Origin of the sequence: Kitasatospora albolonga, assembly GCA_002082585.1 — a bacterium.
GTDB classification, from domain to species: domain Bacteria; phylum Actinomycetota; class Actinomycetes; order Streptomycetales; family Streptomycetaceae; genus Streptomyces; species Streptomyces stephensoniae.
Genome location: CP020563.1, coordinates 6078835 through 6100375, shown reverse-complemented (window position 1 = coordinate 6100375; position 21541 = coordinate 6078835). Strand labels below are relative to the sequence as shown.

Genomic DNA, 21541 nt, shown 5'->3' with positions numbered 1-21541 from the left:
GGGCGCGTCGGCGTGCGTACGCGTACGGGAGCTACTTCTTGACCTTCTCCGCGAAGAGCGGGACGACCTTCTCCAGGGCGTACGGGACGGAGAGCACGGAGTCCGTGGCGAACGCCTGCGCGATGTCCTGGTCCTCGAAGATCAGGGCGTTCCCGGCCTTGACCGAGGGGACCGCCTTGTACAGCGGGTCGTTGCTGATGTCCGTGGCGGGGATGCCGATCGGGGTCATCACCGTGAGGTCGGCGTCGAGGAGTTCGAGGTTCTCCTTGGAGATGGGGATCGAGAAGCCCCCACTGGCCTTGGCCTCGACGGCCGGGCTGTTCTTGAAGCCGAGGCGCTCCACGAAGTTGACGCGGCCCGTGCCGCCGACGTACGCGCCGTAGCCCTCGGAGGTGCGCGAGCCGAGCACGATCGTGGCGTCCTTGAACTCGGGGTGCGCCTTTGCGGCGGCCTCGAACTTCTTCGAGGTCTCCTCGATCAGCTCCTTGCCCTTCTCGGGCACGCCCATGGCGGCGGCGATCATCGTGGTCTGCTGCTCCCACGAGATCGTGTACTGGTCGCCGCCCTTGGGCACGCCCACGGTCGGGGCGATCTTCTTCAGGGTGTCGTAACGGGTTTGGTCGCCGCTGGACTTGGTGTCCAGGATCAGGTCCGGCTGGAGGGAGGCGATCTTCTCGAACTCCGGCTCCATCGTGCCGATCAGCTCGGGGGCCTTGTCGTACATGCCCTTGGCCCAGGGGCCGACGCCCTCGCCGCCGAAGGGCAGCCAGTCGCTCGCGCCGACCGGCTGGCCGCCGAGCGCGAGCACCGTCTCGGCGTCGCCCCAGCCGAGCGCGACGATGCGCTTGGGCTGCTTGTCGACGGTGACCTCGCCGAACTTCGTCGCGACCTTGGCGGGGAAGGCGCCTTCGGAGGCGGCGGGGGACGCGGAGCCGGACGTGCCGGAGGAGGAATCGTCCGACGAACCGCAGGCGGAGACGCCGACGAGCAGGGCGGCGACGGCACCGGCCATCAGGACGGGGGTGCGGCGCGGGCGCCGGGAAACGGAAGCGTTCATACCCATGAGGTTAGCCTCACCTAATGACAACGGTGCCATCGGGCTGGCCCTTCCGGGAACGTACGCGTTTCAGGCCACCGGACCGGAGCGCCGGGCCCCTCCGCGTGAGGCCCGTCAGATCCCCTTGGCGCCGGGCCCCTCCTCCGTACGGGACACATCGGGCCCGCCGACCCCCTCCGTACGGCATTCCGCGGGCCCCTTCACATGGTGGCGGCCCAGCGGCACCACCATCGGGGTGGCCGACGCCGGGTCCTCGATCACCGAGCAGCGCATCCCGAAGACCTCGCCGACGAGTTCCTCGGTCACGATGTCGGCCGGTCGCCCCTCCGCCACGATCCGCCCGCCCTTCATGGCGATCATGTGGTCCGCGTACCGGCAGGCCAGGTTCAGGTCGTGCAGGACGGCCACCATGGTGACGCCGCGCTCCCGGTTGAGGTCGGTGAGCAGGTCCAGGACGTCGAGCTGGTGGCTGGCGTCCAGGAACGTCGTCGGCTCGTCCAGCAGCAGGATGTCCGTACGCTGCGCCAGCGCCATCGCGATCCACACCCGCTGGCGCTGGCCGCCCGAGAGCTCGTCCACCGACCGGTCGGCCAGCTCCAGGACGTCGGTGGAGAGCAGCGCCTGCGCGACCGCCTCGTCGTCCTCGGAGCCCCAGCGGCGGAACCAGCCCTGGTGCGGGTAGCGGCCCCGGCCGACCAGATCGGAGACGGTGATGCCCTCCGGGGCGGTGGGGCTCTGGGGCAGGATGCCGAGTACGGAGGCGACCTCCTTGGTCGGCATCTCCTGGATGGACCGGCCGTCCAGGAGCACCGCCCCGGCGGAGGGCGCGAGCAGCCGGGCCATCGCCCGCAGCAGGGTGGACTTGCCGCAGGCGTTGGGGCCGACGATGACGGTGATCCGGCCGGGCGGGACGGTCACGCTCAGGCCGGAGACGATCTCCCGCTCGCCGTAGCCGAGGCGGACGTCCCGGGCTTGAAGAGTGTGCTGAGCCACGACCGGGCCACGCCTTTCGTTGTCGTCGTCTGTGTCTGTGTCTGTGTCTGGATCTGGATGAACCGAACTGTCTCGATGGAGCGTCATCTCAGCCCCCGCTGCCCACGCGGTTGGCGCGGGCCAGGAGGAAGAGCAGGTAGGGGGCGCCGATGATGCTGGTGACCACGCCCACCGGCAGCTGGACGGAGGGCAACATGTGCTGGGCCGCGAAGTCGGCGACGAGGACCAGCAAGGCGCCGGTCAGGGCCGCGTGGGGCAGGGCGGCGCCCCGGCCCGGCACCAGGCGGCGGGCGATCGGGGCGGCGACGAAGGCGACGAACGCGACGGGCCCGGCCGCCGCCGTGGCGACCCCGGCCAGCGCGGTGGCGCAGCCGAGCAGGGCGAGCCGGCTCGGCTCCACCTTCGTACCGAGTCCGGCGGCGGCGTCGTCCCCGAGCTGGAGGGGGCGCAGGGCGTGCGCGGCGAGGGCGGTGAGCGGGACGAGGAGGGCGAGCGCGCCGAGGATCGGCCAGAACTGGCCCCAGGAGCGCCCGTTGAGGCTGCCCGCCAGCCAGCGGTACGCCTCCTGCGCGTCGGCGACGTCGGAGCGGGCCATGACGTACCAGACCACGCTGTGGAGCCCCATGCCGACACCGATCCCCACCAGGACCAGGCGCTGTCCGGCGACGCCCTGCCGCCAGGCGAGCAGGTAGATGGCGGCTCCGGCGGCCACCGCCCCGGCCAGGGCGCTCGCGGAGAGGGCGAGCCCGCTGATCTGGAAGAGGAGGGCGCCGGTGACGGCGACGGCGCTGGCTCCGGCGCTGATGCCGATGAGGTCGGGGCTGGCGAGGGGGTTGCGCAGCACGGTCTGGAAGACGCCGCCGGAGAGGCCGAACGCGGTGCCGACGAGGATCGCGAGGAGGGCGCGGGGCAGCCGGAGCTCCAGGACGACGAACTGCGAGCCGCCGTCGCCGCCTCCGAGGAGGGTGTCGACGACCTTCCCGATCGGCATGACCATGTCGCCGACGCTGAGCGAGAGGCCGAACACGGCGACGACGGCGACGGAGAGGGCGGCGGCGACGGTGACGGACCGTCGGCGCCCCCGTCCGCGTACGGCGGAGACCTGCCGTACGGCGTCGGCGAGCCGGTCCTTCTCCACGGACACGGCGGTGGGCCCGCTCACAGTTCCACCAGCTTCCTGCGCCGGACCAGCCAGATGAAGGGGATACAGCCGACGGCGGCGGTGATCACGCCGACCTGCACCTCGCCGGGCGGGGCGATCACGCGGCCGATGATGTCGGCGACGAGCAGCATGATCGGGGCGAGGACCATGCTGTACGGGAGCACCCAGCGGTAGTCGGGCCCGGTGATGAGGCGGGCGGCGTGCGGGACGGCCAGGCCGACGAAGCCGATGGGTCCGGCGACGACAGTGGCGGCGCCGCAGAGCACCACGACGGCGAGGGCGGAGATCATCCGGGCGGCTCCGACCCGCTGGCCGAGGCCGCGGGCGAGGTCGTCGCCGAGGGAGAGGGCGTTGAGCTGCGGCCCGAGGGCCAGGGCGAGGACGGTCCCGACGAGGATGAACGGGGAGACCTGCCAGAGCACCTCGGAGGAGCGGGCGGTCAGCGCCCCGAGCTGCCAGAACCGGAACTGGTCGTAGCTCCCCCGGTCCTGGAGCAGGATCGCGCTGGTGATGGAGGTGAGGACGGCGGCGGTCGCGGCGCCCGCGAGGGCCAGCTTCACGGGCGTCGCCCCCTCCCGCCCCAGCGAGCCGACCCCGTAGACAAGAAGAGCAGCAAGCAGCGCGCCGAGGAAGCCGAACCAGATGAACTGGGTGGCGACGGTGAAGCCGAACAGCGTGATCGAGCAGACGACGGCGACGGACGCGCCCGCGTTGATGCCGAGGAGCTGGGGGTCGGCGAGGGGGTTACGGGCGACGCCCTGCATGACGGTCCCGGCGAGCCCGAGCGCGACTCCGGCGAGGAGCCCGGCGACGGTCCGCGGGATGCGGACCTCCTGGATGATCAGCTGGCCCTTGACGGTGAGGTCGGGGTCGAAGACGCCGGGCAGCACATCGCGGAACGGCACGTCCCCGGAGCCGATGGCGAGGCTCGCGACCACGGCGAGCAGGAGCACCCCGAGCGCCGCCACGAGCCCGAGGGCGAGGACGGGCCTGCTGCGCCTGGGCTGCGCCTTCTTCTTCTCGTCCGCCGTGCCCCGCGCGTCCAGGACGGTGGAGCCGCTCACGGACCCGCCACCGGGGCGGCGGCGGCCGGAATGCGGTTGTGCACTGTTGTCTCACCCTTGTTCATCGGCTGCTCGTCGGCGCGTTCGGGGCGGGGCGCCCCGATCCGGACGAAAGGCCCCCGCACCACAGCCCGGGCGGCCCCGGAACGCGACCGTCCGCAACCGGTCCACCCCGGCCGGAGAGCAGAAGGGGCCCCAAAGTAAGGTCACCCTAACAGCGCCCGCCCGGCCCCGCGCCGCCGCACCCCCACGAGTACGGAGCCCTTTCCTTGTCGTACGCCGCCGACCCCATGCCGTACGCCGCCGGTCCCTCGCCGTACGCCGCCGCCCCCACCCCCACCCCCGCCTCCGGCCCGCTGGCCGGGGCCGTCCCCCTGGGCTCGGCGGAGGAGCTGCGCGAGATCCTGGGCACCCCGCACCCCGTCGTCATCGACAAGGTCCACGACCGGCTCACCGACGAGGACCTTGCCCTGCTGGCCCGCTCCCCGTTCTGCGCCCTCTCCACCTCCGACGCGTCCGGCAACTGCGATGTCTCCCCGCGCGGCGACGCCCCCGGCTTCACCCACGTCCTGGACCCCGGCACCCTGGCCCTCCCCGACCGCCTGGGCAACCGCCGCGCCGACAGCTTCCACAACATCCTGTCCAACCCGCACGTGGGCCTGCTCTACCTGATACCCGGCGCGATGGACGTCCTCCGCGTCAACGGCCGCGCCCGCATCCTGACGGACGCCCCGTTCTTCGACGCGATGACCGTGAAGGACCGGCGCCCGAAGCTCGCCCTGGTCGTCGAGATCGACGAGATCTTCCGCCACTGCTCGAACGCGCTGCGGCGGTCGGGGGTGTGGGCGCCGGAGGGCTGGGAGGGGGCGGCGGGCTGACTGTCCGGCACACGACTGGCCCCCACCCCGGGTGACGGGGCGGGGGCCAGTCGCGCTCCCGTTCCGACGGGCTGCTCGCCTAAGCCTTCCGCTGCATCGACGAGCGCGCCGGGTTGCCCTGCTCCGCCGCCTTCGGGTCCTTCTCGTCGGCCTTCGCGCGGACGCCCTGCTCGATGCGCTTGCCCAGGGTGCTGTCGATGTTCGACCAGTACGTGAACGCCCGCTGGAGGACCGGTTCGGTGACGCCGTTGAGGAGGTGGCCGACCACGTTGTCCACCAGGCGGTCGCGGGCCGCGTCGTCCAGGACCTCGCGGACCATCGTGCCCGCCTGGCCCCAGTCGTCGTCCTCGGCGTGGTCGACGTAGGCCGCCCGGGTGATGTCCCCGTCGGCGTACCAGCTCGGCGGGGTGCCGTAGCGCTCCGTGTCCGCCGCCGGGCCGCCCTTGGAGTTCGGGGCGTAGACCGGGTCGGTGGTCTTGCGGTACGCCATCGCCCCGTCCTTGGAGTACGTGTGCAGCGGGGCGACGGGGGCGTTGACGGGGAGCTGCTGGTAGTTGCCGCCGATGCGGTGGCGGTGGGCGTCGGCGTAGGAGAAGAGCCGCGCCAGCAGCATGCGGTCCGGGCTCGGGCCGATGCCGGGGACCAGGTTGTTCGGCTGGAAGGCCGCCTGCTCGATCTCGGCGTGGTTGTCCGTGGGGTTGCGGTCCAGCGTCATCCGGCCGACCTCGATCAGCGGGTAGTCGCCGTGCGGCCACACCTTGGTCAGGTCGAACGGGTTGAACCGGTAGTCCTTGGCGTCCTCGTACGGCATGACCTGGACCTTCAGCGTCCAGCTCGGGAAGTCGCCGTCGCGGATGTGCTCGAACAGATCACGCGTGTGGTAATCCGTGTCGGCGGCGGCCATCTGGTCGGCCTCGTGCTGGGTGAACGTCTCGATGCCCTGGTCGGTCTTGAAGTGGTACTTCACCCAGAACCGCCGGCCCTCGGCGTTGATCCACATGTACGTGTGCGAGGTGTAGCCGTTCATGTGGCGCCAGGTGCGCGGGATGCCCCGGTCGCCCATCAGCCAGGTGACCTGGTGGGCCGACTCCGGCGAGAGGGTCCAGAAGTCCCACTGCATGTCGTGGTCGCGGAGGTTGTTGTCCGCCCGGCGTTTCTGGGACCGGATGAAGTGCTGGAACTTCATCGGGTCCTTCACGAAGAACACGGGGGTGTTGTTGCCCACCATGTCGTAGTTGCCTTCGCTGGTGTAGAACTTCACCGCGAAGCCGCGCGGGTCCCGCCAGGTGTCCGGGCTGCCCCGCTCCCCGGCCACGGTCGAGAACCGGACGACCAGGTCGGTCGTGGTGCCGGGCTGGAAGAGCGCGGCCTTCGTGTACGCGGAGACGTCCTGGGTCACCTCGAACTTCCCGAACGCCCCGCTGCCCTTGGCGTGCGGCTGCCGTTCGGGGATGCGTTCGCGGTTGAACTGGGCCATCTGCTCGATCAGGTAGGAGTCCTGGAGCAGGATCGGCCCGCCCGGGCCGACGGTGAGCGAATGCTCGTCGCTCTCCACCGGGGCGCCGGAGTCGGAGGTGGTCGGCTTGCGCGAGGTGTCGGTCATGTCGTCGTTTCCTCTTGTCGGTCTTCCGCGTTTCCTCTTGTGGGTCTTCCGCGGGCGTATCGGCTTCCGCAGGCGCGTCGGCCTCCACAGGTGTGTCGGCGATCTCCGTAGGTACGTCGGCGATGGCGACGGCTCCCCCTACGGCTGCCCTGCCAGCCCTCTGCCAATGTAGGCAAACGCGGACGAATCGACCCGTCGAGGAATCGGCTCGGGCCTCCCGGACGGCCGGGCCTCGGGCCGCCGTCCGGGAAACACCTTCTCCGCCGCCCCCGCGGCCGGTGTCAGCGGGACCGCTGCCCCGCGACCACGCGGTAGATGAGCAGGATGATCACCGAACCGGCGATGGCGGCGATCCACGTCGACAGGCTGAAGAAACCGTCGATCGAGTCGACGCCGAAGATCACCTTGCCGAGCCAGCCACCGAGCAGCCCGCCCACGATGCCGATCACGATCGTGACGAGGCAGCCCCCCGGGTCCTTGCCCGGGGTGAGCGCCTTGGCGATGAGACCCGCGAACAGGCCGATGAGAATCCAGGCGATGATGCCCACGAGGTGCTCCCCTTACGTTGCCGATGACGTTGCCGACGTACCGGCCGCCCCTGTGGCACCCGGCACCTTCCACGTATCCCCGTAGCGGGAGCTCACACATGGGGCGGTCCGCCATTGGTCGGTACGCGTTACGCCGGACGGGGCCGGGCACGCCCCCAGCGGTGTACGGGGCCGGGGCAGGGACCTGTCCCGTGGCCGGAGGAACCCTCTCGACGCGCGGTTATGCGCCAACCGCATCGGAACCCCCTCGGGCGGCCCGGGACGCGTGATACAAACCGGAAAGTACCTGTATCCCACATCCGTCCGGTGGCCGACCGGCGTCACGGCCCTGCCGTGCTCCGCCCCTGTCCGCACCGGCCCAGCAAAAGGGTGAGCCCATGTTCAGAGTGTTACGTGCCGCCGGTCTCGCGGCCCTCCTCACCGCGATGTCCCTGGCCGCGGCTCCGTCCGCAGGCGCCGAGACCCGCAGCGCGGATTCCCGTACCGCGGATTCCCGCACCGCCGATTCCCACCTCACCGGCGCCCGGCCCGCCGATTCGCACCTCACCGGTGCCCGTACCGCCGAGACCCGCACCGCCGTCGGGGGCGGTACCGGCATCGTGTTCCGGCTGACCCCGACGCCGGAGCAGCCCACGGGCCTGTACATATGCAGCCTCACTGCGGTCGGTCGCGACGCCGGGGGAAACCTGGTGGCCCTGACCAACGCGCACTGTTTCATCGACGAGCAGGGGCGGAAACTGGTCGGGGAGAAGGTCTACCGTGACGAGTCCCCGCCGGGCACGGCCTTCGCCCCGGCCCCGATCCCGGACAGCAGGCCCGACCTGAAGACGGGTGTCATCGGTGAGGTGACCCACGTCAGCACCCCGAACAACCTCCTCAACTCGGGACCCAAGGGCCTGGACTACGCCGTCATCAAGCTGGACGAGAGCGTGGTCGTGCCCACCAACACGGTGAACGGCACGACCATCACGAGCATCGGCGCCCCGCCCGCCAACGGCACCCGGATGTGCAAGCAGGGCCACCGGACCGGCCTCACCTGCGGTATCAAGCTCGGCACCAGCGGGATCTGGTTCACCCATCTCATCTGGACCAACGGCGGCGACTCCGGGGCCCCCGTGGTCGTCGGCTCGACCTTGGTCGGCAACGCGTGGGGCGCGCAGCACAGTTCGTCCATCCTGGACATCATCGGCGAACTGGACGCCAACGGCGGGGTCGGCGCGGGCTTCCACCTGGTCACCTGACCCCCGACCCCTGACGCCCGACCCTTCCGCGCCCTGGTTCCCGATCATGTGAGGGATCATCCGACGCAACGTCCGGCCGCCTCCGCGCGTCTTTCCCGGCGTGATGGACTTCCTCGAACCCTCCCCTTCAAGCGACCCCGGCGACGAAGAAGAGGCCGTGCGCCCCGGCCCGTGGTGGCGGCACACCCTCTGGGTGGTGGGCGTCACCGCGCTCGGGGTGGGCCTGGGCTGGGCCGGTTCCTTGTTCCGGCTCGGCCCCGACGACTACGGGCTGCTCGCCGCCGCCCCCGGTTCACCCTGGCCCTACCTGGGCGTCTGGGCCGTGACGGGTCTGGCGGCGGCGGCCGTCCTGCGCACCGCGGCGGCCCGGGTGCCGGTCTACTCCCCCGGCACGATCACCGTCGTCCTCACCGTCGTGGGCACCCGGCTCTCCCTGGGCTGGCGGCCGGAGGCACCGGTGCTCGCCGCCATGGTGGCGGGCGTGCTGGTGGCGGCGGCCGTCTGGGCAGCGATCGCCCTGCGCGGCAAGGGTGTTGAACCGGTGGGAGCGGGGAGCTCCGAGACCGCCTGACGCGCGGCGCGCCCTGCCCCGAGGGGGGCGGAAGGAACCGGGACCCCGCCCCCACCACCCAAGATCATCGGGTGCAGAATGGCCTTTATGCCGATATCGAACACGCCGCCGAACACACCGCTGTCCAGCACACCGCTGTCGAACACACCGCGCACCACCACGGTCGATGACGCTCCGGACATCAGCCGCATCCTGGCCCTCGCCTTCGACGACGACCCGATGATGCGCTGGTTCTTCCCCGAAGACGCCTCCCGCCAGGCGTCGTTGGGCCGCTACTTCACCACGATCTTCACCCGGCAGTACGTCCACCACGGCGTGTGCGAGCGCACCGGGGCGGCAGCCGCGTTCTGGGTGGCGCCGGAGGCCCAGGACAAGGCCGTTCCCGACGCGGAGACCATCCAGGAGCTGCAGAACATCCTCGGCGACCGGGCGGGTCTCTTCCGCGACGCCGTGGAGACGGCCGCCCGCCACACCCCCCAGGAGCCGCACTGGTCCCTGTCGTTGATCGGCGCCGACCCCGCCGCCCAGGGCCAGGGGCACGGGGCCCGGCTGCTCCGCTCGGGCCTGGCGAAGGCCGACGCGGCGGGACAGCCCGTCTACCTGGAGTCCTCCAAGGCGTCCAACCTCCCCGTCTACGAACACTTCGGCTTCACCGTGCGCGAGGAGCTCCAGCTCCCGGGCGACGGCGGGCCGAAGCTGTGGGGCATGTGGCGCGACCCGCGCAGCTGAGACCGGCGTACGGGCAGGGGTAGGGCTACGGGCAGGGGTACGGGAACACCTCCCGTACCCCTGCCCGTAGGCCGACCTCAGTCCAGCGTCTGGGTCAACTCGCTCCGGTCCGAGGTGTGGACGACCCTGCCGTACGCCCCGTTGACGATCGGCAGGTACGGCGGAACGTGCCCGCACTCCACATCGGCGAGGATCGGCACGCCCAGGGAGCCCAGCGCGTCGAGCACGGCTCCGTGCTGGGTGAGCGAGTCGGTGCCGGGGGCCGAGGTCCGGCCGACGAGGATCGCGTTCGCCGTGTCGAAGAAACCGGCCAGCCGCATCCCGTGCAGGTTCCGGCAGATGGCGAAGGCGTCGTCGCCGCCCGCTTCGACATAGACGAGGAGTCCTTGTGGGGACGCGGCCCGGGCAAAGGCGGAGGCGTCGAGGTAGGGCGTCCCCGCGAGGTTGCAGAGCATCTCGATACAGCCCCCGATCAGGCGCCCCTCGGCCTCCACGTCCCCGCCCCCGTTCCCGTCGCCACCCCCGTCCAGCCGGGTCCATCTGCCGGGCGTGTCGAGCGTGAACTCCCGTACGTCGGGGTGGGTGCGGTAGTCGTCGAAGCCCGTGGCCCGGTAGCGGCCGGGAGGGGTCTGCGTGAACCGGTGCCCCGCAGGCGCGGAGACGATGTCGAGCCACGACAGCAGCCCCTCGGGCACCCGGTAGGGCGTGTCCATCAGATTGTTGCCGTGCACGGTGGCCGTTCCCGTGAGGAGGGTGAGCGGTGTCATGACGGTCGACAGGTCGGAGAACCCGACCAGCCAGGTCGGCTCGGCCGCCCGCAGCCGGTCCCAGTCGAGCAGGGGCAGCAGGTCGATCGCCGTCTCCCCGCCCCAGGGCGGCACCACGGCCCTGATACGGGGGTCGGTGAGCATCGCCATGAGCTCGGCGGCGCGGTCGGCTGCCGGGGCGCTGACATGCCCGTCGTCGCCGCTCATGCAACGACCGACCACCACCTCGTACCCCCGGGACTCCACCTCGCGGATCGCCACCTCGAGGCGCCCCTGAAGCTCCTTCGGGACTCCGCTCGACGGAGAGGTGACGCCGATCCGGTCACCAGGACGCAGAGGGCGCGGGTATCGAACTGTCATGCGCCGGATTCTGGCAGGCCCGAAGATCCCCCCGGCAGGAATTTTCGGGCCGCCGGACAGGAATCAGCCATTCCCGTATCCGAAAATCGCCTTGAATCGCCTGATGGGAACGGCGCGCCCGCCAGGGAAGTCCTGACCTACGAGAACGCACAGGCATACGAGAACACCCGGGCAAGAACACACAGGTCAGGCCGGTCGGCTCACGATCAGAGGGGATCGGGATCATGCCCATTCCACGACGCAGACGGATCATCGCCACCGTCTCGGCCGCGGTCGCGATCTCGGCGGCCTCGGCCGTGCTCGCCCTCATGTACCTGCTGCCGACGGCAAGCACCCACAAGGCAAGCAGCGCCGACACCGCCGAACTCACCCGGATCGCCGAGGGCTACCTCCAGCAGCGGGCCGACATGCTGACGGCCGCCCGTCCGACCGTGGAAGCGGCGAGCGGGCGCCTCCGGACCACCCCGGCCATGGCGACCCGTGCCCGGAGCGAGCTCGCCGCGCTCGCGGAGAAGGGCCTGCGGTACGAGGGCCTCGACATCGGCTACACAAAGGCGCGGGTCGACATCGAGGTCACCTCCGTGGACGTCACCGACCGGACGGCCACGCTCCGGCTCACGGATCACGCCCGCCTGTACTTCGCGTTCACCCCGCAGGAGATCGAGGACGGTTCGCCGGAGTGCGAGGAGTCCTCGCTCCCCCGCACCATGACCTTCACCCGGGGAGCCGACGGCGCGTGGCTGCTGTCGTCCGACAAGGTCGACGAGGCGGGCGGGCCGCTCCCGACGACCGAGGTGGACGAGACGGGGTTCGACTCCGCCGCCTGAGTACCTCGCCGCCTGAGTACCTTCCCTCCCCCGCCCTGAGTACGACAGCGCCTCTTCCGCCGGGCCCGACCCGTGCGAGAGTTCACCCCACGGAGCACACGGAGCACACGGAGCCGGGGGCTCCGGTGACGGGTATGTGCGTGTGCGCGATGGGGTGGGACGAACCATGGATCTGTTCGATGCGGGGCTGGGCGGGCGGGACGAGCCCGAGGCGGAGAGCGGGGGCGGCTGCTCCTGGGTCACCGCGGTGATCGTCGGGATCTTCCTCCTGCTGGCGGTGCTGATCCATACGTTCTTCGGGTGGGCGCGGGACCTCTTCTCGGCCGTGTTCTCGTAGCACCGGGCCTCCCAGGCCCTCAGCCGCGCCGCCGGGCCTCCACCGCGTTACGGGTGTCCTCCGCGATCAGGTCGCCATTGATCGCGGCCCCCGCCATCAGGCCCGCCGCGGCGGCGCCGATGACCTGTTCGGTGAGGCGGGTGACGTTGCCCGCCGCCCAGACTCCGGGGACCTCCGTCGCGCCGACCGGGTCGGTGGGCACGTACGTACCGATCACCTCGCCGCCCATCTCCTGCGGAACCGGCACCAGCCCCAGGGATTCGAGGACGGCCGACCGCGCGGTGAACCGGGCCTGGATCACGAGAGCCTCGCGCGGAACCACCCGGCCGCCCGCCAGACGTACACCGGTCATCCGGTCGTCCTCGACCTCCAGCCCTTCGACCTCGCCGTCCACCACGGCCACGCCCCGCGCGGCGAGCTGCTCGTACTCCTCGTCCGTCGGCTCCGGGCCCGTGTGGCGGAAGAGGGTGACGTCGTCGCTCCACTGCCGCCACATCAGCGCCTGATGTACGGCGAGGGGGCCGACGGACAGCACCCCGATCGGGCGGTCCGCCACCTCGCGCCCGTGGCAGTACGGGCAGTGCAGCACCTCACGCCCCCAGCGCTCCGCCAGCCCCGGTACGGGCGGCAGCTCGTCCACGAGCCCCGTCGTCACCAGGAGCCTGCGCGCCTCCACGGCGGTCCCGTCCTCCGTCACCACCCGGAAGCCCCGCCCCTCCCCCGGCAGCCGCTCGGCCGAGGCCACCCGGCCCCGGACGATCTCGCCGCCGTACCCGGTCACCTCGCCCCGGCCGATCTCCAGCAGTTCCCCGGGCGGGGTGGACTCCCGGCCCAGGTAGTTGTGCACCTGGGACGCGGGGGCGTTACGGGGCTCCCCCGCGTCGATCACCAGCACCGAGCGCCGGGCCCGTGCCAGGGTCAGCGCCCCGCTCAGGCCGGCCGCCCCGCCGCCCACGACCACCACGTCGTACCGCTGCCGCTGCTTCATGTCCATGTCGCTCACGTCCGTCCTGCTCGTCATGCGGATCACCTCCGGTTGGTGGCGATAGTGCGCGCAGGACGACCCGAACGACAAACATGCTTGCCGAACCGGCAAAGTCACCCGATGGTGAACTCGCACCACACGACCTTGCCGGGGTTCCGCTCCATCACCCCCCACTTGTCCGCCAGCGCCTCGACCAGCAGCAGCCCCCGGCCTCCCTCGTCCTCGGCACCCGGGTGCGTGGGCGACTGGCAGACCTGACCGTCACCGCTGTCGTGCAGCTCGACGCGGAGAATGCTCTCCAGCCGCTCCAGGTAGATGTGCACCTGGAAGCCGCGCCCCGGGGGCACGCCGTGCCGGAGAGCGTTGGTCGCCAGTTCGGTTACGCAGAGCAGCACATCGTCGGCCCGCTTTTCGCACTCCCAGTCGATCAGCGTCTTGCGGGCGAACTTGCGTACGACGGGGACCGACCTGCGCTCACGGCAGTAGAAAGCCTGTCGGAAATAAGGGAGTTGAGTTGTCTCGTTCATGCTTCCACGCTCACACAACGTCACTACGCTGATGCAGGGCGGAAGGCCGTACAAAAGCTTTTGTACGGGTTCTGACGGGTAGACAGCGGCACCAAACGGGGGAGAGCCATCTCATGCAACCGGGAAAGCAGAGCGGCATCAGGCGAGTTACTTCGTGGCACTTGGTCGGGGCGCAGTTGCGTCACTTCCGCAAGGCTGCCGGACTGACACAGGCCGCCCTGGCCGAAGAGTTGGGGGTCGGCGAGGACACGATCGCCTCCGTCGAGCAAGGCCGACGGGCACTCCAGCTGGACTTGGCCATCAAGATCGACGAACTACTGGACACCAAGGGGGCGTTGCAGGTCGCGGTGGCGAAGATCCCGAAGAAGGAGCGGTATCAGGCTCTGGTCAAGGACTTCGTGCAGTACGAGCAGGACGCGGTGAGCCTGTTCTCGTACGAGTCCCAGCTCATTCCGGGGCTACTGCAGACCGAGGCATACGCGCGGCTGGTCTTCTCCAGCCACTACCCACCCCTCGAAGAGGAAGAGATCGAGAGGCGAGTGGCGACCCGACTCGATCGGCAGAAGGTCCTGGAGCGCAAACCTCGCCCCATCCTCCACTTCATCCTGGAGGAGAGCATCCTGTACGCCGAGTTGGGCGATCCCGAGGTCATGCTCAAGCAGCTTCTCCACCTGCGACGCTGCATGGATCTACCCTTCGTCAGCATCCAGATCATGCCGCGGAAGACCCCGAAGCACGCAGGGCTCGCAGGTCCGCTGGTCCTGCTGGAGACCCCCGATCACGATCAGCTCGCGTACGTCGAGATGCACCTTCGAGCGGAGCTGTATGACGATCCGGCCGACGTCAGCGCTCTCATGCAGAAATGTGGGATGCTGCGATCGCAGGCGCTGACCGCCGAGGAAAGCGCCCGGCTACTGGACGCACTGATCGCAGCCCTGCTTGGAGAGACATGAACCGCGCAGCCCACCCCGTCTCCCGTTCCACCGCCCTCCACTGGTTCAAGTCCAGTCACAGCAACGGCGACGGTGGCGCCTGCATCGAAGTCACCTACAACTGGTTCAAGTCCAGCTACAGCAGCGACCAGGGCGGCAACTGCGTAGAGGTCGCCGCCCACCCCGCCGCCGTCCACATCCGCGACTCCAAGGTGACCGACGGCCCCATCCTCACCGTCGAGCCCGCCGCCTGGAGCGCCTTCGTGCACGGCAGCACCACCGCCGCCCTCTGATACCTCACGGAACCCGCCCCGCCCCCGGCCTCCCGGCCGGAAACGGGGCGGTTCTCATGCACACGGGACCGGCACAGCAGACGCGGGCGGCTCCAGAACGCCGAGCGCCACACCTTCTTGCGCTGTCCCATGTCACGTGCGACACGTCGACGTGACGGAGCGTCGACCGATCCGGCACCTCCACCTTGCGTCCGGCCCCGCTTACTGATCCTGGCCGCCGGACTGGGCCCGTTGCGGTGGGTACGGCACCGGGCCAGACTCACGTCCAGACTGCGCACCTTTGCCCACGCCTGCCAGTTGGGACTGCTCAGGCTCCTGACCGAGGGCCCCGCCCTGGAGATTCTCACCGACGCCGACCACCAGGGCCGGGCGCGCGGTCGGCGCCCCCCGACTGGTACGAGAACATGCACAAGCGCAGCACAAAGCGCAGCCCTCACGACGCATCCGGATCGAGCCCGGTATTGCCCGCCTGAAGATCTGGCGAGCGCCGGCCCGTCACCGCAGCCACAGTGAACACGTCAGCGACACCATCCAAGACGTCACACCGCAGACATGAAAAAGGAATGTCACATTCTTGCTTCCCGGTAGGGATTTTGACCGAATCGCACCGCTTCATACAGGACGAAAGGGGTGCATCGAGTCTCCTTTTGCTGTCCACTCACAAATCACCGAAGAGGTCGGGGAGGAACTGGCCCCAGCAGCCCGGAAACCCCATGCTAATCTTCGCACAAACAGAGTTACATATTGATCCGGCTTCGCCGACATAGCGGGCCCGCCGTCACCGGGGCTCGCTCCCGCTTTCAGGGAAATCCACTCATGATAACGCCCCCTATTGCTCGATTGACATCCCTCACTCAAGGGTATGGCGGCCGAAGCATCATCCAGGATCTCGATCTTTCCATCCAACCCGAGGTCACCGGTCTACTGGGGCCTAACGGTGCAGGAAAGACCACTCTTTTTCGCACTCTGGCCACCATTACGCCGCCCCGGAGTGGACACTTGGAATTGTTCGGCGGGCCGGTCAGTAATGAGCGGCAAGCACGGCGGGCTCGCCGCCGTATCGGCTACCTCCCGCAGGACTTCGGCTATTATCCGGCATTCTCGATAAAAGACTTCGTCAGTTACTGCGCCTGGTTGCGCGAGGTCCCTTCCAAAAAGGTCGACTCCCTCACCCGGGAAGCTCTGGCGGCTGTCGGTCTGGCCGACCGAGCCCAGGAACGTATGAAGTCGCTGTCCGGCGGGATGCTCCGCCGGGCCGGTATCGCCGCGGCTGTCGTCGGCTCTCCCTCCCTGCTTCTGCTGGACGAGCCGACCGTCGGTCTCGACCCTGCGCAGCGTCTCGACTTTCGCGAGCTCATCCGCTCTCTCGCTCGCGCGGGAACAGCCGTCGTCCTCAGTACGCACCTCGTGGAAGATGTCGGCGCCGCCTGCGACACGGTTCTCGTTCTGGACGATGGCCGAATACGCTACCGCGGCACACCTCAGCAGTTGGCGGAACTGGCTTCGCCTACGGCTCCTGGTGACAATCCCCTGGAACGTGGCTACATGACCGTACTCGGCGACCAGTGGTCCAACGCGGGGGATGCGCGATGAACGCGTACGGCATCGAACTGCGCCGCTCGCCGCTTCTGACGGCATTCCCCATCATGATCGCCGTCGACCTGACGGTCCTTTTCGGCCGGTCCCGCCACTGGATCGGTGTCTGGCCCGAGGCGAGCGTGGCGGCCCAGGTCGTCACACTGTTCCTCGGGCCCGTTCTGGCCGGTGTCTCTGCCTGGCAGGCCGGACGCTCCTCCCGCTCAGGAATGCCCGAGACCGTTCTTGCCGCTGCCCGGCCGGTCTGGCAGATCGAGTCCGCACGACTGGCCGCAACCCTCACCCTCGGGTTTCTCGCGTACGCGGTCGGTTGCCTGACTGCAGCGATTGTTTCCTTCAGCGAGGCGGGCCCTGGTTTTCTCTGGCCCTCCTACCTCCTGCTCGGTGCCGCGACTCTGGTCGTCTTCGCGTCCGTGGGGCATCTGGCGGGCCGGTGGTGGCCTTCCGCGGCGTTCACCCCCGTCGTGTGCGCACTGGGGTGTTTCATCAGCATGCTGGCACTGCCTTTCAAGCTCAACGTCCTGGCAGGCCCTCCGGACCAGCACCTACGTCCGCTTCCGGTCGCCGTGCGGCTGCTGTTCGCACTCGCGCTCGCGGTTCTGGCGGTGACGGCACCGCCGTTGCGCCGGAGCGCCGAACGCCAGATGCCGCGGTGGGGAACGTCCTGGCACATGCGCGGCATCGCCGGCGGGTCGGCCGCCCTTTCCCTGATCGCACTGGCTGCGGTGCCGAGTGCCGGCGAACTCCGTGTCGACCGCCCCGTAACGGCGGTGCAACCACTGTGCGAGCGGGCCGACAAGGGCTCCCCACAGGTATGCGTCTGGCCCGAGCACCGAAAGTACCTACCGGATCTGGCCCGTATGGCGCAACGACTGGACAGGCCGCAGCCCTGGCTGAAGTCACCGGACACGTTCCATGAGTACGGACTGCAGCGGAGCGACATGGGTGACCGGGGCTTCGACATCACCGAGGGGCATGTCCGCACTGCGGCGATCGCCATGGCCGACGGGGTGTTCAAGGAGTCGCTGGGGCACTGCAGACCCCCCTATGAGGAAAAGCGGGCCTGGCAGGCCATGGACAACATACGCCTCTGGCTTGAGTACCGCTCCATGGGCCAGGACCCGTCCACCGCCGACGAAGGACTTCATATGCAGGGGGTGGAGGCCGCTCAGGGCGCGGCCACTCAGGCTTCGCGAACGTCGGAGGCCGAGCAGCGAACATGGTTGGCTCAAGAGCGCGACCATGTTCTCGATCCCGTCTGGTGCAAACCCTGATGCTTGATTCCGGCCTCATCCGCTATGCGAGAGTCCATCGGGCTTTGGCCATCCTGGCGGCTACGACGGCGGTCGTCGCCCTGTCAGCCCTCTTCGGCGGTACCCCTATCGCGGTGCCCTCGATCGGCAGCGAAGGAGTTACGACAGGTATCCCGTTCCGACGCGAACTACCGCTGCTGTCCGGCGTCTTCCTCACTGCGGCACTCGATGGCGCGATGTCGAAGCACGAGGAGATGGGCGCAACGGCGATGCACCGGTACCGGCTCGCGTACTGCTTCGGCCTGACGCTCGCCGTGTGCGCCTTGTCCTTCTCTGTCGAGGCACTGGCTGTCGGTGTCGGAGCTGGTGCCGTTTTCGTCCGCTCCATCGTGATCTGGTTCGGTCTCGCGCTGTTGTCGGCAAGGCTGCTGGGGCCCCAGCTCGGCTGGCCCCTTCCTCTGGCGTCTGCCCTTCTCCTGATCTGGTACCCGCAGACCTGGTGGGACTGGACGTCCAACTCGGCTACGGACCTCTTCAGCTGGACGGTCGCCGCTGCCGCTCTGGCCGTTGGAGTGGCCGCGAGCGCGGCAACCCCGTGGCGAACGAGGGGATGGTTGCGCAGATAGATCGTCCGGCTGGTGGGCGTTGAGGTCACTTATCTTCGTGCACGGCAGCACCGCCACCGCCCTCTGAGCCGTACGGAACCCGCCCCGCCCCCGGCCCAAGGGCCGGAAACGGGGCGGTTCTCACCTACGGCCTCACCCGCGCGGGGCGACGGCCTAGTACCGCACCCACAGCTCGTACACGCTGGGGTTGCCCGCGAACGGGTTACAGATGAAGACGCGGCTCCAGAGAGCGTTGTCGGCGCCCGCGTTGCCGACCGCCTGGCACTCCGCCAAGCTGGCGTGGTGGCTGCGGAGCCAGAAGCCGGGGCCGGTCGCGGAAGCGGTGGAGGCCGTGCCGAGGACCATCGCGGCCGCCGCGACAGCGGTGATGCCGAGTGCGGTGATACGTCTGCGCATGTCGGTAACTCCGTTTCCAGTCAACGCACATGACTGAGCGTCAATGAATGGGTAGAGCCGATCCGATCGGCGCGCGCCGCCGAGAGAAAGCTAGCGAGCGGCGCACCCCCGCGCAATAGGTCTGGACCAATAGGGCGTCGCATATGCCCCCTGGCCGTAAACCTGCGACTTACCTCCTATGCTTCCGGCCCGCCGCCCGCCCGCTCCACCGCGATCCAGAGTTCCGCCTCCGCCGCCGACCCGTCCCCGGACAGGTTCACCCGGAGGATCTCCGGGCCGGGCCTGGACACGTACGGGTTCGAGGGGAACCACTGGGTGAACACGTCCCGCCAGAGGTACTGGAGCGTCCGCGGGAACGGGCCCGAGCTCTCAAAGACCGCCCAGGAACCGGCCGGTACGGTGAGGGAGTCGAGGCCCTCCGGAGGGTCCTGGCGGGCCGTCACCACACCGTGGTAGTAGTCCAGTTCGGTGCCCTCCGCGCGGCTGGGGTCGAGCTGGTCGCTCACCCCGACCAGTCCGGCCGGCTCCTGGTCGGAGAGGGCCGCGATACGGTCGAGCTCCTCCCGCCCGATCCCCCGGATGAACTCCGCGATGGCCTGATTCGGCCCTTCGTGGATGAGAGGCACGCGCGCCTTCCTCCCCACCACGCGGAACTCTTCCTTCTCCACCAGCCTGTAGTGCATGGCACTGCTCCCTTCGACGACGAGCCGGAAGGTCAGGCGTTGCTGGGACCGCAGAACCGCGCCGGTACGTCTCGCCTCGCCGGGTCCGATGCCGTGCACCGCCCGGAAGGCGCGGGCGAAGCCCTCCCCGGTGTCGTAGCCGTACCGCACCGCCACATCGAGCAGCGTCCGGTCGCCCGCGAGCACCTCGGCGCCCGCGAGCGTCATACGGCGACGGCGGATGTACTCCGCCAGGGGGACGCCCGCCAGCGCGGAGAACATCCGGCGGAAGTGGTACTCCGAGGTCATCGCGGTGCGCGCCAGCTCCGCGGCCTCGATGCGCTCACCGAGATGCGACTCGATGTACTCCATGGCCTCGTTCAGTCGTTCCAGCAACCCTGTCCCGCCTATCCTTTTCCCGTTCACCGTAGGAAAGGACCAGCCTGCCGGACCCGACCGTTCATGCCCGGATCGGTCGGGACCCGGCGACCGCCTCCACGGCCGCTCCGGCGGGCTTGCTCATCACCTCCACCAGGGTCGAGAAGCTGTCTCCCCCGTGCCCCGCCTCCATGCCCCGCCGGAACAGGTCCGCGACGGCCGCCGGGAGGGCGGTGTCGACGCCCGCGTCGGCGTTCGTCCGCACGACGTGCTCGACGCTCGCCATCCCCATGGCGAGCCGGTCGACATCACCGCTGTGGTCCCCGGCGTCGACGCGGCCGGTGTAGAAGGCGAAGAACCGGGCGAGGGAGTTCGCCGTGTCGTCCGCGTGGGGCAGGATGTCCGCCGCCGTCAGGCCGTTGGCACGGGCGAGGGCGATGGCCTGCCAGTAGCTCAGCATGGAGGTCCAGAACATGCTGACGCCGATCTGGTAGAGGAGCGCGGCGAGGCCGGGGTCCTCCCCGTGGTGCTCGACGCGGCCCGTCAGCGTTTCGAGGAGCGCCCGGTGGCGGTCGAAGGGTTCGCGCGGCCCGCTGTAGAAGGTGGACGACTCGGGCTGCCCGATGCCGGAGGGCGGGACGTTGACGCCGCCGGTGAGCTGTACGGCTCCGCGTTCGGCCGCCCAGCGGGCCCCTGCGCGGGCCTCCTCCGGCGTGGCGGAGGTGAGGTTGACCAGGACCCGGCCGGCCAGGGCCGGGGCGGGGACGGGGCCCAGTACGTCGTACATCGCCTCGTAGTCCGTGAGGCTGAGGATGACCGCCTCGTTGGCGGCGACCGCCTCCGCCGGATCGGCCGCGAGGACCGCCCCCCGGGCCACCAGATCGTCGGCGCGGGACGCGGTGCGGTTCCAGAGGGTGACCGCGTGGCCCCGATCGAGGAGGACCGCCGCCATCGCCCGGCCCATGGGGCCGAGACCGATGAGCGTGACCGACTGCTGTGTGCTGCGCATGCGCTTCCCCTGTCACTAAAACGAACGTTCTATCTAGTGGATGAGAGAAAGCTAGCACGTTCTAGAACGAACGCTCTACTCAGTTCCCGCTACAGTGACGCCATGCAGACCAGCACCCGGGACCGGATCGTCGTGGCGGCCGCGCACCTCCTCCAGCGGCAGGGGTACGTCGGCACCGGCATCAAGCAGATCGCCGCCGAGTCGCAGGCCACGCTCGGCTCGATCTACCACTTCTTCCCGGGTGGCAAGGAAGCCGTCGCCGTCGCCGCGATCCGGTACAGCTGCGACGAGTTCACGGCGGTCCTGCGGGAGGCCCTGGAGAGCGCGGACGGTCCGGCGGAGGCCGTCCTCTCCTGCTGCCGCGACCTGGCCACCGGGCTCCGCGAGTCGGGCTGGATCGACGGCTGTCCGGTCACGGCGGCGGCCCTGGAGACGCTCGGTACCGACTCCGAGATCCAGCGGGCGTGCGCCGAGGCGCTGAACGGCTGGGAGCGGCTCGTCCGCGACAAGCTGCTGCGCTCCGGCTTCCCGGCCGAGGAAGCCCGCGAGCTGGCGACCACCGTCATCAGCGCCATCGAGGGCGCCGAGGTCACCTCCCAGGTCAACCGGAGCGAGGAACCCCTCCTGGCGGCGGGCCGCCAACTCGCCCGCCTCGTACGCTCGTACGAGGTCGACGGCGCCGAAGGCGTCACCGGCCCATCACCCACGGCCGCTCCGGCGAAGGGCTGAACGCACGAGCGGCGGCCC

General features: G+C 69.8%; 21 protein-coding genes and 3 pseudogenes. 12 read left to right on the top strand and 12 right to left on the bottom strand.

The features are described 5' to 3' along the window. Positions 1–31 precede the first annotated feature (31 nt). The 4 genes and pseudogenes from B7C62_27030 to B7C62_27015 all read right to left on the bottom strand — a co-directional run bounded on the left by B7C62_27030 (position 32) and on the right by B7C62_27015 (position 4276). Positions 32–1063, bottom strand: coding sequence for an ABC transporter substrate-binding protein (locus B7C62_27030; GenBank protein ARF75500.1), 1032 nt, complete (start codon positions 1061–1063; stop codon positions 32–34). A 183-nt stretch (positions 1064–1246) separates the two neighbouring features. Then, positions 1247–2137 (bottom strand): annotated as a pseudogene (locus B7C62_27025) (iron dicitrate ABC transporter ATP-binding protein). Position 2138: 1 nt separating this feature from the next. Then, the gene (locus B7C62_27020) at positions 2139–3212 is read right to left on the bottom strand and encodes an iron ABC transporter (protein ID ARF75499.1); all 1074 of its coding nucleotides are present in this window, start codon (positions 3210–3212) and stop codon (positions 2139–2141) included. Continuing rightward, on the bottom strand, positions 3209–4276 hold the full coding sequence (locus B7C62_27015; GenBank protein ID ARF75498.1) for an iron ABC transporter permease: 1068 nt from the start codon (positions 4274–4276) through the stop codon (positions 3209–3211). The genes B7C62_27020 and B7C62_27015 overlap by 4 nt, the downstream gene beginning before the upstream one ends. A gap of 290 nt (positions 4277–4566) precedes the next feature. On the opposite strand from B7C62_27015, the gene B7C62_27010 reads away from it, so the two are divergent. Next, the gene (locus B7C62_27010) at positions 4567–5154 is read left to right on the top strand and encodes a hypothetical protein (GenBank protein ARF77393.1); all 588 of its coding nucleotides are present in this window, start codon (positions 4567–4569) and stop codon (positions 5152–5154) included. 79 nt (positions 5155–5233) lie between these two features. On the opposite strand, the gene B7C62_27005 is transcribed toward B7C62_27010, so the two are convergent. Both B7C62_27005 and B7C62_27000 read right to left on the bottom strand, forming a co-directional pair. Continuing rightward, the gene (locus B7C62_27005) at positions 5234–6757 is read right to left on the bottom strand and encodes a catalase (protein ID ARF75497.1); all 1524 of its coding nucleotides are present in this window, start codon (positions 6755–6757) and stop codon (positions 5234–5236) included. 281 nt (positions 6758–7038) lie between these two features. Beyond that, positions 7039–7305: a hypothetical protein gene (locus B7C62_27000; protein ARF75496.1), complete on the bottom strand. Its 267-nt coding sequence runs from the start codon at positions 7303–7305 to the stop codon at positions 7039–7041. Between the two features lie 551 nt (positions 7306–7856). On the opposite strand from B7C62_27000, the pseudogene B7C62_26995 reads away from it, so the two are divergent. From B7C62_26995 to B7C62_26985, 3 genes and pseudogenes are all read left to right on the top strand, one after another. Then, positions 7857–8546 (top strand): annotated as a pseudogene (locus B7C62_26995) (peptidase S1). Positions 8547–8649: 103 nt separating this feature from the next. Then, positions 8650–9117: a hypothetical protein gene (locus B7C62_26990; protein ID ARF75495.1), complete on the top strand. Its 468-nt coding sequence runs from the start codon at positions 8650–8652 to the stop codon at positions 9115–9117. Positions 9118–9252: 135 nt separating this feature from the next. Continuing rightward, entirely contained in the window at positions 9253–9846 is a 594-nt protein-coding gene (locus tag B7C62_26985; protein ARF77392.1) for a GNAT family N-acetyltransferase, read from the top strand. 77 nt (positions 9847–9923) lie between these two features. Here the strand turns inward: B7C62_26985 and B7C62_26980 are convergent, their stop codons facing one another. Next, on the bottom strand, positions 9924–10973 hold the full coding sequence (locus B7C62_26980) for an LD-carboxypeptidase (GenBank protein ARF75494.1): 1050 nt from the start codon (positions 10971–10973) through the stop codon (positions 9924–9926). Positions 10974–11197: 224 nt separating this feature from the next. On the opposite strand from B7C62_26980, the gene B7C62_26975 reads away from it, so the two are divergent. After that, complete coding sequence (locus B7C62_26975; protein ID ARF75493.1) at positions 11198–11800, top strand: hypothetical protein; 603 nt, start codon at positions 11198–11200, stop codon at positions 11798–11800. A gap of 356 nt (positions 11801–12156) precedes the next feature. On the opposite strand, the gene B7C62_26970 is transcribed toward B7C62_26975, so the two are convergent. Together B7C62_26970 and B7C62_26965 are read right to left on the bottom strand one after the other, a co-directional pair. Beyond that, positions 12157–13158 carry a thioredoxin reductase gene (locus tag B7C62_26970; GenBank protein ARF75492.1) on the bottom strand — a complete coding sequence of 334 codons (1002 nt, stop codon included), beginning with the start codon at positions 13156–13158 and terminating at the stop codon, positions 12157–12159. Between the two features lie 77 nt (positions 13159–13235). Next, entirely contained in the window at positions 13236–13649 is a 414-nt protein-coding gene (locus B7C62_26965) for an ATP-binding protein (GenBank protein ID ARF75491.1), read from the bottom strand. A 113-nt stretch (positions 13650–13762) separates the two neighbouring features. Here B7C62_26965 and B7C62_26960 point away from each other — a divergent pair, with 113 nt between their 5' ends. The 6 genes and pseudogenes from B7C62_26960 (at position 13763) to B7C62_26935 (ending at position 18349) form a co-directional block, all read left to right on the top strand. Next, on the top strand, positions 13763–14602 hold the full coding sequence (locus B7C62_26960) for a transcriptional regulator (protein ARF75490.1): 840 nt from the start codon (positions 13763–13765) through the stop codon (positions 14600–14602). After that, a complete protein-coding gene (locus B7C62_26955) occupies positions 14599–14874 on the top strand; it encodes a DUF397 domain-containing protein (GenBank protein ARF75489.1) in 276 nt (91 codons plus the stop codon). The genes B7C62_26960 and B7C62_26955 overlap by 4 nt, the downstream gene beginning before the upstream one ends. Before the next feature lie 333 nt (positions 14875–15207). After that, positions 15208–15430, top strand: a pseudogene (locus tag B7C62_26950) (hypothetical protein). 284 nt (positions 15431–15714) lie between these two features. After that, a complete protein-coding gene (locus B7C62_26945) occupies positions 15715–16467 on the top strand; it encodes a multidrug ABC transporter ATP-binding protein (GenBank protein ID ARF77391.1) in 753 nt (250 codons plus the stop codon). After that, a complete protein-coding gene (locus B7C62_26940; protein ARF75488.1) occupies positions 16464–17744 on the top strand; it encodes an ABC transporter permease in 1281 nt (426 codons plus the stop codon). The genes B7C62_26945 and B7C62_26940 overlap by 4 nt, the downstream gene beginning before the upstream one ends. Next, positions 17744–18349 carry a hypothetical protein gene (locus B7C62_26935; protein ID ARF77390.1) on the top strand — a complete coding sequence of 202 codons (606 nt, stop codon included), beginning with the start codon at positions 17744–17746 and terminating at the stop codon, positions 18347–18349. Before B7C62_26940 ends, B7C62_26935 begins: the two co-directional genes overlap by 1 nt. A gap of 153 nt (positions 18350–18502) precedes the next feature. On the opposite strand, the gene B7C62_26930 is transcribed toward B7C62_26935, so the two are convergent. From B7C62_26930 to B7C62_26920, 3 genes are all read right to left on the bottom strand, one after another. Next, complete coding sequence (locus B7C62_26930; GenBank protein ARF75487.1) at positions 18503–18745, bottom strand: hypothetical protein; 243 nt, start codon at positions 18743–18745, stop codon at positions 18503–18505. A 176-nt stretch (positions 18746–18921) separates the two neighbouring features. Then, entirely contained in the window at positions 18922–19803 is an 882-nt protein-coding gene (locus B7C62_26925) for an AraC family transcriptional regulator (protein ID ARF75486.1), read from the bottom strand. Between the two features lie 64 nt (positions 19804–19867). Further along, positions 19868–20794 (bottom strand): 6-phosphogluconate dehydrogenase, encoded by a 927-nt coding sequence (locus tag B7C62_26920; GenBank protein ARF75485.1) that lies wholly within the window; start codon positions 20792–20794, stop codon positions 19868–19870. 102 nt (positions 20795–20896) lie between these two features. Between B7C62_26920 and B7C62_26915 the strand changes: the two genes are divergently transcribed. Continuing rightward, positions 20897–21523: a TetR family transcriptional regulator gene (locus B7C62_26915; protein ARF75484.1), complete on the top strand. Its 627-nt coding sequence runs from the start codon at positions 20897–20899 to the stop codon at positions 21521–21523. Positions 21524–21541 lie beyond the last annotated feature (18 nt).

Excerpts from the sequence above, each read along its gene's own strand:
- B7C62_27010 (ARF77393.1), top strand. The coding sequence starts at position 4,567 with ATGCCGTACGCCGCCGGTCCCTCGCCGTACGCCGCCGCCCCCACCCCC.
- B7C62_26915 (ARF75484.1), top strand. The coding sequence starts at position 20,897 with ATGCAGACCAGCACCCGGGACCGGATCGTCGTGGCGGCCGCGCACCTC.
- B7C62_26940 (ARF75488.1), top strand. The coding sequence starts at position 16,464 with ATGAACGCGTACGGCATCGAACTGCGCCGCTCGCCGCTTCTGACGGCA.
- B7C62_27005 (ARF75497.1), bottom strand. The coding sequence starts at position 6,757 with ATGACCGACACCTCGCGCAAGCCGACCACCTCCGACTCCGGCGCCCCG.
- B7C62_26965 (ARF75491.1), bottom strand. The coding sequence starts at position 13,649 with ATGAACGAGACAACTCAACTCCCTTATTTCCGACAGGCTTTCTACTGC.
- B7C62_26970 (ARF75492.1), bottom strand. The coding sequence starts at position 13,158 with ATGACGAGCAGGACGGACGTGAGCGACATGGACATGAAGCAGCGGCAG.
- B7C62_26990 (ARF75495.1), top strand. The coding sequence starts at position 8,650 with ATGGACTTCCTCGAACCCTCCCCTTCAAGCGACCCCGGCGACGAAGAA.
- B7C62_26935 (ARF77390.1), top strand. The coding sequence starts at position 17,744 with ATGCTTGATTCCGGCCTCATCCGCTATGCGAGAGTCCATCGGGCTTTG.
- B7C62_26980 (ARF75494.1), bottom strand. The coding sequence starts at position 10,973 with ATGACAGTTCGATACCCGCGCCCTCTGCGTCCTGGTGACCGGATCGGC.
- B7C62_26920 (ARF75485.1), bottom strand. The coding sequence starts at position 20,794 with ATGCGCAGCACACAGCAGTCGGTCACGCTCATCGGTCTCGGCCCCATG.
- B7C62_26975 (ARF75493.1), top strand. The coding sequence starts at position 11,198 with ATGCCCATTCCACGACGCAGACGGATCATCGCCACCGTCTCGGCCGCG.
- B7C62_26960 (ARF75490.1), top strand. The coding sequence starts at position 13,763 with ATGCAACCGGGAAAGCAGAGCGGCATCAGGCGAGTTACTTCGTGGCAC.
- B7C62_27030 (ARF75500.1), bottom strand. The coding sequence starts at position 1,063 with ATGGGTATGAACGCTTCCGTTTCCCGGCGCCCGCGCCGCACCCCCGTC.
- B7C62_26930 (ARF75487.1), bottom strand. The coding sequence starts at position 18,745 with ATGCGCAGACGTATCACCGCACTCGGCATCACCGCTGTCGCGGCGGCC.
- B7C62_26955 (ARF75489.1), top strand. The coding sequence starts at position 14,599 with ATGAACCGCGCAGCCCACCCCGTCTCCCGTTCCACCGCCCTCCACTGG.